The sequence below is a fragment of the Chryseobacterium sp. UF-290 genome (genome assembly GCF_058245615.1).
On the sequence record NZ_JBSICB010000026.1, the window covers coordinates 27,330 to 42,748 of the forward strand.

Genomic DNA, 15,419 nt, shown 5'->3' on the forward strand with positions numbered 1-15,419 from the left:
CATTAGTTTGATAAAAGTTGTGAGTTCATGTAACGATACACAGGAAGCTCTTCTCCTAAAGCTGCTTTCAGCACTCCATAGGCGGCAAAGCCGTTAGCTGCTTCCGGTTCTACAGTTTCGAAGATCAGTCCTTTATTTTTCTGGTTGGTATAGATGATATAAGTTCCTGCAGGGAAATCTTTTGTTACAGGATGATTTTCCGTACTCAGGGTCTGCCCGAACGTTCCTTCATATTTTACCGTTGCTTTCCTGTACCGGGTAACAATATAGTTTTCCACTTCCAGCTTTTCAGGCTGCCGGGTTTGTGAAACTTTTACGCCCAGCACCTTCAGCTTTTCGATGATGTTTTTTTCAGACGGCAGGATAAGGTAAGCAGTTGGCATCGGACGGGTCAAAGTAGGTTTGGAACGTAGGGCATTGCGAACACTTACTTCTTCTTTTACCTTTTCATTGGTTGAAAGATCAATAAATTCCAGTTCTTTTTGGGATGATTTCCTGGATGATTTAATGACAACATTTTTATTTTCCTGCTCAGCCTCTTTTAAAACCGCTCTTAGCCGTTCTTTCTCTTTTATAGCCGTCTGCATATAGGAAACAGCTATAAAAAAAGTAGTAGAGATTCTCCTTTTAAATGATGTTTTCCCTATATCAATTCCTCTTACCTCGATCAGGGAGGAGACACAATTGCTCAATGCATAGGAGGTGGCACTTGCCCGTGCGTTGATAGATCCCAGATTGAATACCGTATACCCGTCATCTTTGGACGTGGTGAAATAATCATGGGCTGAAAGCTTATGCTCTGCCAAAAACTGTTCTGCATTTTTCACAAATGTATTTTCTGTAAGCTCTCTTAACGATCCGGGTACGTTCAGATTCCCGGAATACAGGAACATGACATCATAAGGAACCGTATAGCCCGCCTTACCCATTTGCAGGTAGTCTGCCCTGAACGGATGAAATTCATGGAAATCCAAAGCAACCTCTGCATTAAAATCGCTGAAAGCCTGCTTCAGATACACACTTTCCGGAACGGTGAGCTTGGTCTGATCCCTGTTCAGGTCCATTCCGTTGGCAGCAGTTCTCTCCTGTACTTCGTATCCGTCTATATTGGCCATAGGAATGATCCCGATCTCCAGCTGATCCAGCAGTTCTGAATATTCAGGGTTCTCAAGCAGTTGCTGAATGAGATACAATACTCCTTCCGTACTTGCGGGTTCGTTACCGTGGATTCCGCCCTGTATCCATACCCTTATCTTGTCTTCAGCTGCTGACGCTTTATTCAGGACAACCAAAGGGATCTTTTTTCCTTTCTGGCTTTCTCCTACAAAAGACAGCTTCACTATATTCTGATGCTTCTTTTCCAGAGCCTGTAAAAAAGGCATCATTTCTTCATATTTTGTAAAGCCTTTTTTCTTCTGGAAAGCAGGCGTTTTAATTTCCTGATGAAATTCCGGGAAAAATTTTTCCGTCACCTTTTTACTCTGAGGATTAAATACCTGGGCTAAACCCATTCCCGGAAATGCCAGTATCATTGAATATTTGATTATCGTTTTCATTGTCTGTTCTTTGTTAAAATCCTATTGTAAATACCAGCGTACCGATCCACTCGTGTCCGTTGATCAGAACTCCATCATTATCTGTTGCTGTGGGATCAGCATCTACATAGGTAGCGGCCAGCTGAATTTTTGCACCATAATTTCTTCCCAGATATTTTGTGATCCCGAATGTGTAATAATTGGGGCGGGCATAGAAAGCCGCGTTATTCAGGTATGAGTATTTATCTGCTTTCAAATGCGTATATCTGGCATCTACTGACCACAGGTTTTTAAAGATATAACCTGCCTGCAGGTTCAGCCCTGTTCCCAGCATCATCCTGTTTCTAATATAATTTCCTGGATCCTGAACTCCGTCTATTCCGAAATCCGGGGTTACCGATCCGTCATTACGGACCCTCTGTGCGATATCATTTCCCACACGGGCATTAGCTTTCACATATTCTCCCAATAAAGAAAATCCCTGATACTTGAACAGCATATCTATTCCAAATTTTTCATAATCCGGCAGTGCCTCGTTCCCATCTGCATCAAGATATAGAATGCTTCCCGTTTCCCTTCCCCTTCTGTCACTGATTCCGTTATTATAGCTGTAAGTAAGTCCTATCAACAGCTTAGGCGTAAGCTCTCTCATCATATCCCCCTGCCTGAACTGCCCGAAATTTCTAAAAAGTCCTAACGGAAGAATATTGACCCTTCCTCCATATTTAAGACCTCCTCTGTCTTTTTTGAAGACATTCATCCCGTCTCCATTGGTGACAGCAAGTGACGGCTTGATATGCACATCAGTTCCCCTGATCTTATATGAAGCATCGACGAACAGCCCAAATTCCCGGATAGACGAAAAGGAAGAGGTTACCCTGCTCCGCTCCGGCAGCTGAAGGGTCTGTGAGCTCATGCCAAGTTCCAGGTTATCTGTAGGGGTGGCTTTCTGCCCGAAGGTTATGGTATAATGATCATTAATATCATAGCTTACAAAGCCATCGAGAAGCATGGTATTTCCGCCCTCGTCGACATCCGCTTCCGTAGAGCCGCTAAGGTCTACCTGAAGCCTGTATTTGAATTTTTCATTTTCAGAGGTCCCGGATAATCGCATCCTGAAACGGCGCATCCTGAACCTGTTGTAAAGCTCATCGCTATTGGAAAACTTCCTGGTTTCCAGATAGGGTTGAATGTAGCCGTCCAGCTGCATCCTGTACCCGCTGTCACCGGTAAACTGAAGCCCTTCCCCGAAATTGTATTTTTCTAAACGGACCTGTGCAGAAATACCGGCTGCAAGAAGTACTGTAAGCGTAAAAGTTAAGAACCTTTTCATATCAGGTTATTCAAAATTACCTTTTACAATGATCTTTCCATCCGACATCATCCGCTTTCCTCTTGCCATAACATCCGTGAGCTGTAAATCCTGATCCATAAAACAGAAATCCGCATCGCAGCCGATTTCTATTCTGCCTTTATTCTTTAAGGCCAGATTTTTTGCAGGATTTGTGGTAATGAGCTTAACAGCTTCCTGAAGTGCCAGATTCCCGTCTTTAACCAAAGCTTTAAACTGCTCATAATTAAGATGAACCGGAGCTTTTCTGAAGCCTATCATTTTTTTATTTTCATCCAGCTTTGCCAGACCGGCATTCCCATCACTGCTGAAGGTGAGCTGATCTATGGAAATCCCCTGCTCCAATGCATACAGCACAGATTTATAAGGTTCTGTGTATTTCGTTCCGCCTGTTGTAATATCGATCATTCCTCCTAATGCCGCAAATTTCAGGGACTGGTCGAAAAGTTCCCTGGTTCTGGCAACGTGTGTAGGGGAAATATGCTCAATCGGGTATTCATATTTCTCTACGATCTCCAGCAAAACATCAATCTGTGAAGACATTCTCCCAAGGTGGATATGAAGAATTCCTTTTTTACCTGAAATCATTCCTCCCACACTTACTTCACGAAGGTGCTTCAGAAGCTCTCTTGCAGTGGGATAAGAAGACCTCTCGTCGCTTATAGCCACTTTACAGCCCAATACTTTGTCGATAAAGATCATATCATCCTGAATGTTGGATGTAATGGTAACAGGATCTATACTGAAATAGCTGGTATACATATAAGCACTGATTCCTTCATCTGTAAGGGATTTTGCTTTGGCATAAAGCGTTTTTACGCTCCTTGCCGTTCCGTCTGTTCCCAACAGTCCTACTACCGTTGTGGTACCGCATGCAATCAGCTCGCTAAGCATAATTTCAGGGGTCATGGAAGCGTATCCGTATTTACCTCCGGCTCCTATGATGTGAACATGCTGGTCAATAAAGCCCGGTGTCACGATCCTGCCTGAAGCGTCAATTATTTCTGAGAATGCCGGATGGGGATCAATACGGTCTTCTATCGCTACGATCTTTTCTGACCCGATAAGAATATCTTTTGTTCCTAAATGCTGAGGAGCATATACATCCGCATTTTTTATAAGTGTAAGCATATTTAAATAAATTGATAGATTAACATGATGATTAAGGTGACAACAACCGGAATGATATTCCTTTTCACAAGACCTATTACGGAAACTTTAGCTACTTCAGCCGCTGCAATGAGTATTCCTGAAACCGGTGAAACCGTTCTTCCCAACGTAGCTGAAAACTGCATCGGCAACAGGATGGAAACTGTTTTTATTCCAAGCTTGCCTGCCAGCCCCGGAATCAGCGGACCAAAGGCAAAAAATGCCGCATTGCCGCTTCCCATAAGCATCGCGGCAAGAAAGATCATGACAGCCATCACCACTCCTATTCCTATTGCCCCGAATCCCAAATGCTGGGTAAGATCAATAAGCCCGTCAATAAAACCAAGATGGATCAGTCCCTGTGCAAAAATATCCGCGGCAATGATCAGCGTAACTACTGTTTTAAAGATATCTCCCATCCCTGACCAGAAAACGCTCATTGTCTTAAAGGCTTCCTTAACTGACCTTTTCCTGATGGCTTCAAGAATGATCGCAGTAAAGAGGCTTACAAACATGGCTGCCGTAGTTCCGATACTTATTTTAGTCCCGAAAAAATCAAATATATCTGAAAACAGGATCAGTAAAATCATTGGCAGCACCGGTATCAACGCATAATATAATGGAGCGGTGAGCTCTATATTTCCCGAATGACCTTCTTTTTCTGTCAAACCTTCTTTTTTATCAAAGTACCTGTTGACAAAGTAATACACCACCACCATAACGATCGTAAGAGGGATCACCAGCGGAATCTGCTCATGCACAAAATAGCTGACTGGGTCCATCTGCAAAATGGAAGTGGAGCTTACTGTGGTAGGTGAAGCCGGCCCGAGACATAAGGCTGTGCTGGCTGTAATTACGGAAACAGCAGACATACGGCTCACTCCCAGATTAACAAGAATAGGAAACACCGAAGCCATCAGCAGAAGCCCCAATCCTGCCGCTGAAGGAATGCAGACAAACAGCATCTGCCCGATCGGAATGGTAAGCGAAGCAGCAATATAAGGATACTTCCTGAACAGCCTCAGCGGTTTCATGGCAATATACACTAAAGAAGTTGATGCCCCGATCTTGTCGATATAGGCCACAAAGCCTCCGATCGCCATAATCATAAGGCCTACATCCGTATTGGTCTTTACAAATGAATCTTTTACCGCCACAAAGGCATCAAAACCGATGAACCCGCTTGATTTCGGAAAAGGGTTATGCCCCGGAATATAATAAGCTATAAACAGCATCAGCATTCCTGCCGTTAATAAAACAGCATGCGGATAGTATTTTTTCAGCAGCAATACTGCTACAATAATTATAAATACGATGGAAATAATAGGTCCTGAATACATAATCTGTGTTTAAAAATTAGACCCGTCATTCTTTTGCCCCGGAGAGAAAAGGCGGGTATTGATCGAACTATGCTGCACAAAGCTTCCTTTTATATCAGGATTTCTGGTATAAGATTCGTTAGGATTATTTGAAAGCGGACCGATATCAAAGGTTACCACGGTATCACCGGCTTCGTCCGTTACCGTTATAAAGTCAGCTTCATTATTCAGGCTGAGGTTTCCTGTAGTGGATGTCTGCACTACTGCTCCGCCAAAGCTTCCTGAGGGAGTTCCTCCTCCAAAGACAACCAATGCTTTGTGAGGCTGTACTATACTTCCGGAAGGAAAAATGTGAACAGGAATATTGTTAGCAAGTCCTGTTGCATCGAAAATCTTGTATCCGCTCAGATCCAATGGCTTATTGGTTGTATTAAAAAATTCAATAAACTCATCCTGTTCCTGGCTGTATTTCCCGTCTCCATTAGCATCACCATCAAGTCCTACATTGGAAGGGTCATACAGAACTTCATTAATAATAAGCGGATCTGATTCGATAGGATCATCCAACATTACATCATCCGTTTTACAGGCGGTGAGCAGAAGACCTAAAAAACCAAGAAATAAAGGTATAGTCGTTTTCATGATGATTGCTTTATTTTTTGCTTCAACGGACAGGTGGTCATAAATGGTCCACCCTATCTGTGATTTGTTAACTTTTATTTAATAAAACAAAAATGAAGAAAGTTTTCAGTAACTTGTACATACCAATACAGACTATATGAGCATACCAGTTATACATATTACCAATTTTATAAGGCCTGACACTTTTTATAAAAAATATAAAAAAAACCAGCCTAAATATTTAATCATTAAGGAAGTTTTAAGGGATATTATTGAACAGAACAAAATTCTAACCGGCACAAAAATGCCGTCCAGCCGTGGCCTGGCGGAGCTTTTAAAGGTATCCAGAAGTTCCGTTATCAAAGCTTATGAACTGCTTATTTTTGAAGGACTGATAGAGGCGAAAAAAGGCTCAGGGTATATTATTCTGGAAAGAATAAGGGAAGAAGTCAATATAAAAGATAAGATAGATCCTGAGGTAAAATATCCTTCTATCTCTGATACGGGGAAAAGCTTTCAGTCGAATGTCCATATCATGAATACCACCTCTGATCAGTATATCGCTTTCAGGCCGGGACTTCCTCCATTGGATATTTTCCCGGTCAACCAATGGAAAAACCTCTATAACCTGTACTGGCGTAATGTAAAGGCTTCTTCTTTAAATTATTCCAATGTATCCGGCATCATCAATTTTAAAAAAAATATTGTCGAATATCTCTATTCAATGCGTGGTATCAGGTGTGATTACGAGCAGATCATCATTGTATCCGGTTCACTTCAGTCCTTATTTTTAGTAGGGTCCGCATTGATCAATCCGGGTGATCCTGTAGTGATGGAAAATCCTACTTTTCCCAATGTACATTCCATTTTTAAAAGCCTGAATGCAGAACTGCATGCCATAGCAATTGATGAGGAAGGGATCAATGTCAGCCTCTTTCCTAAAGAAATCCAGCCAAAGATCATCCACGTTACCCCTTCCAATCATTATCCTACAGGGATTAAAATGAGCCGGAAAAGGAAGCTGGAACTCCTGAAATGGGCCAAAGTAAACGGATCCATCATTATTGAAAACGATTATGATCATGAAATCAGCAACTGGGGAATCAAAGATCCTTCTTTATTTGAAATGGATCATAATGACAGGGTTGTTTATCTGGGTACATTCAACAGGCTGCTGCACCCTTCGATCAGATTGGGCTACATGATTGTCCCCTATTATCTTTTAGATGTCGTAAAGGCATTGCAAAAGCATTCCCACCGATTTGTATCGCCCTCCAACCAGATCGTAATGAGTGAGTTTATAAAGCGGAACTATCTGTTCAATCATGTTAAAAATGTAATTGAAGCAGCGGAAGAACGGGAACAGATATTTACCAGAATACTGAATGAAAATATTCATAAATCTTTCCGGCTGCACAGCTCCCCTACCCGGAGCTTACATCTTTTAGGGGAAATAGATAAATCTATTAATGACAGAAAGCTTGTAGATTCCCTTAAAGATCATCAGATCATTGCGCATGCCTATAGTAAATGCTTCATATCTTCCGAGCAACATGGAATTATTCTGGGACATACAGCCGTGAGAAAACACCTGATGCAAAATAAGATCATGGAGATCGCCCAGGTCTATAATCAATTTATAAAAAACACATGGTAACCAGATATTTACAAAAAGAGGACATTCAAATATGAATATCCTCTTTTTTACCAATGAAATTGACTGGCATATGTATGATATAACTGAATTCAGACCGGTCATTTAATCTTCTTCGCCATATAATCGCTTTCATTTCCTAGTCTGTCAATAGCTTTAATGGCAACACCATTCAGTTTTTTACCGTCTTTAAATTTCGGGATATCTTTTGACAGGTTCTCCAATGTTAAGATTTCTGTTTCCCATACTCCGTTATACTGTGTAAAAAGCACCCATTGAAAAACGTCTGCAATATTTTTGGTACTCCAGCTTGCCTGTGCGAAACTTCCGTTATCAGTGACAAACAAAGTCGGAGTCTGCAAAGGAACAGCTTTTATCCATGGGGTCTTCGGTACCAATGCTTTTTCACTGTACGGGCCGTTTTTCAGGGCAGGCAGCATATTGGGATTTCTGGTAAGTCCGGCAATGCTCCAATGAATTTCCCCGGCATCCTTTTTCAGAATATTTCTTGAAATTTCGATCTGGTTTTTAATTTCTGTCGGACGGTCTGATACTTTGATCTCTACGGTATTCAATCCCGGCCATAAGTGACGGTTCATTGTGTTTTCAGACTGCCACCAGCCCAGCAAAGCTTCAAAGCTTTGTCCTTTTGAGTCTATCGGCCAGTACAGCTGTGGGGAGAAATAATCTACCCAGCCTTTGTTCAGCCATAATTTGGCATCTGCATACAGCTCATCATATTGTGAAGATCCAAAAACGCCTGCCGGATATCCGGGTTTCCAGATCCCGAACGGGCTGATCCCGAATCTTACATGGTTCTTTTCAGCATGAATTTCTTTATAGATACGTTCTACAAATTTATTCACATTATCTCTTCTCCAGTCTGCTCTGGATAAGGTTCCTCCACTGCTTACATAAGCATTCCAGCTTGCATTATCGGGGAAATCCGCTCCTTTATTATAAGTGGCATAAGGATAAAAGTAATCATCGAAATGAACCGCATCGATATCATATCTTTTCACAATATCTTTTACCACATTGGAAACGTGCCCCTGGGTTTTTGGATTAGCCGGATCAAACCAGTACATTCCGTTCTTTAGCCTTACTACGATATCAGAAAGCTTATTAGCCATTGAAAGGCTGTTCACCGAACCTCCGTTGGTATGGTGCGCACGGTAAGGATTCAGCCAGACATGAAGCTCCAGCCCTCTTTTATGGGATTCTTCTATCCAAAACTGCAGCGGATCGTAATTGGGATAAGGTGCTCTTCCGGTTTCTCCGGTCAAAAAGTAGGACCAGGGCTCAATATTGCTTGTATAAAGGGCATCCGCAGAAGGTCTGATCTGGAAGATCACTGCATTGAAATTGTTATTTTTCAGCATGTCAAGCATATTGATCGCTTCTGCTTTCTGCTGATCCGGTGTAAGGTCATTTCTTGAAGGCCAGTTGATATTGGCAACACTGGCGATCCATGCACCACGGAATTCTCTTTTGATCTCGGGCAGGTTTGTTCTGAAGATTTCTTCCGGTTGTGTCGCTGAAGTTCCTGTTGTAGGTTTTGTTGCTGTTACAGGAGGTTTTGGCGGATTGGTATTGGTGTTGGTATTAGGTTTTGTTGTTGTATTTTTAGCGGGAGGTGTCTTCGAAACATTGCTCTGGGTAGAGCATGAGGTACTGTACGATGCAAGAACTCCCAGTAAAACAATAAGTTTTAATTTATTCATTTTCATAGCCGCAGAACTACTTTAAATTATATTTCAATATTTTGGATATTCTTTTGAAAAAATAAACAATTTCTATGATACATTAGAAAAAAAGCCCCGAAAAATCGAGGCTTTGATTTTATATGTAAGAGTTTTATTACGCTTTCGCTGATCTTTCCACTCTTTTTCTTTCTTCTTCAGAAAGGATCTTCTTTCTCATTCTGATAAAGTTAGGAGTTACCTCGATCGCTTCGTCACCCTGGATATATTCCATACATTCTTCAAGAGAGAATAAGATTTTTGGAGCAACACCGGTATCTTTATCTTTTCCTGCTGCACGCATGTTATTCAGCTGTTTTGCTTCTACAATGTTTACAACCAGATCTCCCGGTTTATTTTGTTCACCGATGATCATCCCAGTATAGATTTCCTCACCCGGATCAACGAAGAACTTACCTCTGTCCTGTAACTTGGCAATAGAGTATTCTGTAGCCGGACCGGTAGTTTTGCTGATCAGTACTCCATTGTTTCTTCCGGGAATAGCTCCTTTGAAAGGCTTGTATTCTGTGAAACGGTGTGCCATAATAGCTTCACCCGCAGTCGCTGTCAACATCTGGGAACGCAATCCGATCAATCCTCTTGAAGGAATTTCGAATTCCATGTGCTGCATCTCCCCTTTGGTTTCCATAATGTGAAGGTCTCCTTTTCTCTGAGTTGCAAGGTCAATAACTCTTGAAGCATATTCTTCAGGAACATCAACAACCAAAGATTCGTAAGGTTCACATTTTTCTCCGTCGATTTCTCTTAAGATTACCTGTGGCTGCCCGATAGTCATTTCATATCCTTCTCTTCTCATGGTTTCGATCAAAACGGATAAGTGAAGAATACCTCTACCGAATACAAGGAAAGTATTGGCATCATCAGTCTGCTGAACTCTTAATGCCAGGTTTTTCTCTAATTCTTTTGTCAATCTCTCTTTCAGGTGATTAGAGGTAACGTATTTACCGTCTTTACCGAAGAAAGGTGAATTGTTGATAGAGAATGTCATGTTCAGGGTAGGTTCATCAATTGCCGTTCTTTCCAATGGTTCAGGGTTTTCAAGATCTACGAAAGAATCACCGATCTGGAATGCATCGAATCCTACTACAGCACAGATATCTCCTGCCTGTACTTCGGTTACTTTTTTCTTTCCTAATCCTTCGAAAACGTACAATTCTTTTACTTTTCCTTTTACGATTTTACCTTCTGCCTGAGCAAGACCGATCCACTGGGATTCTTTGATCTCACCTCTTGTCACTTTCCCGATCGCAATTCTCCCTAAGAAAGAAGAGTAATCAAGAGAAGTAATCTGCATCTGAAGGTTTCCTTCTTCTACTTTCGGAGCAGGAACATGTTGTAAAATCCCGTCTAATAATGGTAAAATATCTTCAGTCTGTTCTAATGAAGTGTTGAACCAACCTTGTTTGGAAGATCCGTAGAACGTAGGGAAATCCAACTGCTCTTCAGTCGCTTCAAGGTTGAAGAATAGATCAAATACCTGATCGTGAACTTCATCCGGACGGCAGTTTGGCTTATCTACCTTATTGATAACAACCAATGGTCTCAGCCCCAGTTCCAAAGCTTTCTGAAGCACGAATCTTGTCTGTGGCATCGGTCCTTCGAACGCATCCACCAACAAAATAACTCCGTCAGCCATTTTCAGTACTCTTTCTACTTCCCCACCAAAATCCGCGTGACCAGGAGTATCAATTACGTTAATTTTTGTGTCTTTATAAGTAACAGAAATATTCTTGGATAAGATCGTGATCCCTCTTTCTCTTTCAAGATCATTGTTATCCATAATTAATTCCCCGCTCTCCTGATTTTCTCTGAAAATGTTGGTAGCGTGAATGATTTTGTCAACCAAAGTCGTCTTCCCGTGGTCAACGTGTGCGATAATCGCAATATTTCTAATGTTTTGCATATAGGATTTTTACGGGTGCAAAAATAGTGATTTTAAATGAATTAATTAAAAAGTTTATGCAATATTTAACAATTTCATAATGAGAATTTTAGATCAATCTTCTTTGAAATTCCCGGAAAACGATGATGTATCAGGGTTCTGACAGGACTCCGGTTTATCTTCATTCCGACAAAATTTCCCTCAGGCATATAAAGCATTCATTATTAATTCGTAAAACAATAAGTCTTGTTTTTTCAGTGTCTTATCAGCCGGTAAAGCAATACAAGGTCAATTAAAACCACTATGATAAACTTTACGAGGAATGATTTTTTGGAAACTTTATGATTAAACAGGATCATTCCGGAAGCGGCACCCAATATTCCTCCTGCCAGCGAGAGTCCTAAAAGGATATTTTCAGAAATCCGCCGTTGGTGTTTTTTGGCCTGCAGTTTATCAAAACCAAACACCCCAAACGTAATAAGATTAGCAATCAGCAGAAAAGGAATCATCTGTAAAATTAATTTACCGCAAAAATAAAGTTTAATTTATAATACGGAAAAAGCCCGGAATTTAAAATTCCGGGCTTCGTATACATTTTTTGAAGGAGCTATACTCCCTGCTCTTCATGCTTTCCTTCTTTAATCTCTTCTATCATTTTAGCATTAAAGGCAAGCAAGTCTTTTGGAGTTCTGCTCGTTACCAGTCCGCTGTCCACCACGACCTCGCTATCTTCCCACTGAGCTCCCGCGTTCTTCAGGTCCTTACTGATGGAATCTACAGAAGTCATATTTCTGCCATCGACCACCTCGGCATTGATTAAAATCTGCGGACCGTGGCATATCGCCGCAACGGGCTTATGCTGTCCGAAGAAGCCTTTTACAAATGCCAACGCCTCTTCATTTGTTCTTAACTGATCCGGATTGATCACTCCACCGGGAAGCACCAGCGCATCATAATCGGAAGCAGTAACTTCATTAAGCGTTTTATCTACCGGATACTCACTTCCCCAGTCTTTTTCCGCCCATGCTTTGATGGTGCCTGATTTCGGGCTCACAATATGTGCTGTCCATCCCTGCTGCTCCAAATGCTCTTTGGGTGATTGTAATTCACTTTCCTCAAAGCCGTCCGTGGCCAGAATTGCAATTTTCTTTGACATGATTGTATGATTTTAGGTGTTATACCGAATCAAAGAGAAAAAATAATGCCGTCCCTATGTTATAGGATTATAAAAAAAGTTAAAGGTACAGATACAAAAAAGCTGCTTTTTAGAAAAGCAGCCCGTTTTATCATTTATTCTGATACAATTATTTTTTAGCTTTTACATCGATCGCAATTTCGATGTCCTTGCTGATCATCCATTCTGCAGGATCTGCTTCTGAAGTCCCGAATTTGATTCCCCAGTCAGCTCTGTTTACTGTAAATTTAGCCTGAATAGATGCTGAGTTTTCAACTACATCTACTTTAGCAGGGAAAGTCACATTAAGGGTCTTTCCTAATAATGTAAGGTTCCCGCTCACTGTTTTATTAGCTCCTGCAACAGCTTCAGCAGGTGCTTCTTTCAAATCTGTAACACTTGTAATTTTGAAATCTGAGGTAGGGTTTTTCGCAGTGTCAAAGAAATCAGGGTTCTTTAAATGCGCTTCCAGATCTGCCGGTTTTTTATCTTTTTCTGTTACTGAAGCCGGATCAACCTTGATAGAGTTCATATCGATCACAAAGTTTCCTGCAGAAACCTGACCTTCATCAACGCTTATATCTCCTGATTGTACAGTAAGCGTTCCCCAACGTGGAGCCATCCCTCCTTTATGAAATGCTTTCCAGTTTACTACAGAAGCTACCGTATCTACTGCCAATACTTCTCCTTTGCTTTCTGCTACGGTCTGTTCCTGAGCTGTTGCTGCAGTATCTGCAGATTTTTCTTTATTACACGATGCTGTCAGCAATCCTACGCCTACTAATGCAATTACACTAAGTTTTTTCATATTATTCATTGTTTAAAAAAATTTGCTATTCTTTGAGGTTCCAAAAATAGGAAAATTCTCATTGCCGTCATCTTACCATACATCAAGAAATGGAAATTTTTCATTTTTACTTGGAGCATTCTCATATATTAATTAATTGAGAGCTGTTATTTATTCAGTCTTTTTTATGGTGGTTCTCATTAAAATTTACTAACTTTGTGATTACACACAACCTCTTGCAGAATTGATTGACCGTGATTTCAGTTGTGAATTGCTTTCGTAAATCACTAACTTTGTGATTACACACAACTTTACTATTTCTTTTAAAGTAGACCTGCCAGTTGTGAATTGCTTTCATTAAATCACTAACTTTGTGATTATACACAACTTTCCTATATTTGTCATGTCAAACATATACGTTGTGAATTGCTTTCATTTAATCACTAACTTTGTGATTATACACAACCCTTCATGAACACTGGACTTTCACAGCAACGTTGTGAATTGCTTTCATTTAATCACTAACTTTGTGATTATACACAACTCATTATGATTTTTTGCTACAGAGAACTTCGTTGTGAATTGCTTTCATTTAATCACTAACTTTGTGATTATACACAACTTCAGATCTGCATCATATTGAGACTGGCTGGTTGTGAATTGCTTTCATTTAATCACTAACTTTGTGATTATACACAACGCTGATCTTTGTGCTGTCCTTTTGAGTCTAGTTGTGAATTGCTTTCATTTAATCACTAACTTTGTGATTATACACAACAAGTTAATACTATCTACGTCAAAGTTAGTGGTTGTGAATTGCTTTCATTTAATCACTAACTTTGTGATTATACACAACGTATTAAGGAACTGCAAAACGCGGGGCTATGTTGTGAATTGCTTTCATTTAATCACTAACTTTGTGATTATACACAACCGATACGGGCGATAATTTTAACGTTCGATTGTTGTGAATTGCTTTCATTTAATCACTAACTTTGTGATTATACACAACCCATAACCGGATTGTACATCTCCGGTAGAAGTTGTGAATTGCTTTCATTTAATCACTAACTTTGTGATTATACACAACTAATCATATCCACATCACAACACTTCACTTGTTGTGAATTGCTTTCATTTAATCACTAACTTTGTGATTATACACAACGTTTTTTGATTTCCATATCTAATTCTTCCTGTTGTGAATTGCTTTCATTTAATCACTAACTTTGTGATTATACACAACCAAAGCAGGAAAAGGGAATATAAGCGGAATGTTGTGAATTGCTTTCATTTAATCACTAACTTTGTGATTATACACAACTGAAAATAAGAATAAGAAAAGGCGAAAGCCGTTGTGAATTGCTTTCATTTAATCACTAACTTTGTGATTATACACAACGCATACGGAGCCACTTCCATCAGCAGTCCCGTTGTGAATTGCTTTCATTTAATCACTAACTTTGTGATTATACACAACTTCCATCCCGGAGGCATTCTCCCTGCTTAAGTTGTGAATTGCTTTCATTTAATCACTAACTTTGTGATTATACACAACTCGATGAAAAAAGAAATGAGCTGAGAAGTAGTTGTGAATTGCTTTCATTTAATCACTAACTTTGTGATTATACACAACGAAACGGGATTTAATTCTGAAGAACCAGGAGTTGTGAATTGCTTTCATTTAATCACTAACTTTGTGATTATACACAACAAAGTCTGAAAGATGGCGAGATTCTAATTGGTTGTGAATTGCTTTCATTTAATCACTAACTTTGTGATTATACACAACAACATAGTTCTCATTTCGTGAAGTTCTGTGGTTGTGAATTGCTTTCATTTAATCACTAACTTTGTGATTATACACAACTCAGCCACTGTAAGTGCTGTATTATACTTAGTTGTGAATTGCTTTCATTTAATCACTAACTTTGTGATTATACACAACACGCTACCGCAACGGCCGCCGCAACATATAGTTGTGAATTGCTTTCATTTAATCACTAACTTTGTGATTATACACAACTCGCGTAGATGAGTTCGACCGTATGGCCGCGTTGTGAATTGCTTTCATTTAATCACTAACTTTGTGATTATACACAACGGTAATGAAGTTTTCCCAGTTATCCCAAAGGTTGTGAATTGCTTTCATTTAATCACTAACTTTGTGATTATACACAACTC

General features: G+C 40.1%; 11 protein-coding genes and 1 CRISPR repeat array. Of the genes, 1 reads left to right on the top strand and 10 read right to left on the bottom strand.

All coding sequences use genetic code 11. The features are described from left to right. Positions 1-2: 2 nt before the first annotated feature. The 5 genes from AC4IF5_RS20105 to AC4IF5_RS20125 are packed head-to-tail and all read right to left on the bottom strand — an operon-like array spanning position 3 to position 5,996. On the bottom strand, positions 3-1,556 hold the full coding sequence (locus AC4IF5_RS20105) for a M14 family metallopeptidase (protein WP_490737690.1): 1,554 nt from the start codon (positions 1,554-1,556) through the stop codon (positions 3-5). Between the two features lie 13 nt (positions 1,557-1,569). After that, positions 1,570-2,868, bottom strand: a complete 1,299-nt coding sequence (locus AC4IF5_RS20110; protein WP_490737691.1) for a porin — start codon at positions 2,866-2,868, stop codon at positions 1,570-1,572. 6 nt (positions 2,869-2,874) lie between these two features. Continuing rightward, a complete protein-coding gene (iadA, locus tag AC4IF5_RS20115; RefSeq protein WP_490737692.1) occupies positions 2,875-4,017 on the bottom strand; it encodes a beta-aspartyl-peptidase in 1,143 nt (380 codons plus the stop codon). 2 nt (positions 4,018-4,019) lie between these two features. Beyond that, positions 4,020-5,375, bottom strand: coding sequence for a C4-dicarboxylate transporter DcuC (dcuC, locus tag AC4IF5_RS20120; protein ID WP_490737693.1), 1,356 nt, complete (start codon positions 5,373-5,375; stop codon positions 4,020-4,022). Between the two features lie 9 nt (positions 5,376-5,384). Further along, entirely contained in the window at positions 5,385-5,996 is a 612-nt protein-coding gene (locus AC4IF5_RS20125) for a lamin tail domain-containing protein (protein WP_490737695.1), read from the bottom strand. A 136-nt stretch (positions 5,997-6,132) separates the two neighbouring features. On the opposite strand from AC4IF5_RS20125, the gene pdxR reads away from it, so the two are divergent. After that, positions 6,133-7,632 carry a MocR-like pyridoxine biosynthesis transcription factor PdxR gene (gene pdxR / locus AC4IF5_RS20130; protein ID WP_490737696.1) on the top strand — a complete coding sequence of 500 codons (1,500 nt, stop codon included), beginning with the start codon at positions 6,133-6,135 and terminating at the stop codon, positions 7,630-7,632. A 98-nt stretch (positions 7,633-7,730) separates the two neighbouring features. Here the strand turns inward: pdxR and AC4IF5_RS20135 are convergent, their stop codons facing one another. From AC4IF5_RS20135 to AC4IF5_RS20155, 5 genes are all read right to left on the bottom strand, one after another. Further along, positions 7,731-9,359, bottom strand: a complete 1,629-nt coding sequence (locus AC4IF5_RS20135) for a glycoside hydrolase family 10-like protein (protein ID WP_490737698.1) — start codon at positions 9,357-9,359, stop codon at positions 7,731-7,733. A gap of 130 nt (positions 9,360-9,489) precedes the next feature. Next, positions 9,490-11,295, bottom strand: coding sequence for a translational GTPase TypA (gene typA / locus AC4IF5_RS20140; RefSeq protein WP_490737700.1), 1,806 nt, complete (start codon positions 11,293-11,295; stop codon positions 9,490-9,492). A gap of 233 nt (positions 11,296-11,528) precedes the next feature. Continuing rightward, positions 11,529-11,783 (bottom strand): DUF1294 domain-containing protein, encoded by a 255-nt coding sequence (locus tag AC4IF5_RS20145; RefSeq protein WP_490737702.1) that lies wholly within the window; start codon positions 11,781-11,783, stop codon positions 11,529-11,531. 98 nt (positions 11,784-11,881) lie between these two features. Next, positions 11,882-12,430: a type 1 glutamine amidotransferase domain-containing protein gene (locus AC4IF5_RS20150; protein ID WP_490737704.1), complete on the bottom strand. Its 549-nt coding sequence runs from the start codon at positions 12,428-12,430 to the stop codon at positions 11,882-11,884. Between the two features lie 148 nt (positions 12,431-12,578). Continuing rightward, on the bottom strand, positions 12,579-13,256 hold the full coding sequence (locus AC4IF5_RS20155; RefSeq protein ID WP_490737706.1) for a YceI family protein: 678 nt from the start codon (positions 13,254-13,256) through the stop codon (positions 12,579-12,581). A gap of 319 nt (positions 13,257-13,575) precedes the next feature. Then, positions 13,576-15,417: direct repeats of the CRISPR family, unit length 48 nt; unit sequence GTTGTGAATTGCTTTCATTTAATCACTAACTTTGTGATTATACACAAC. Positions 15,418-15,419: the final 2 nt, after the last annotated feature.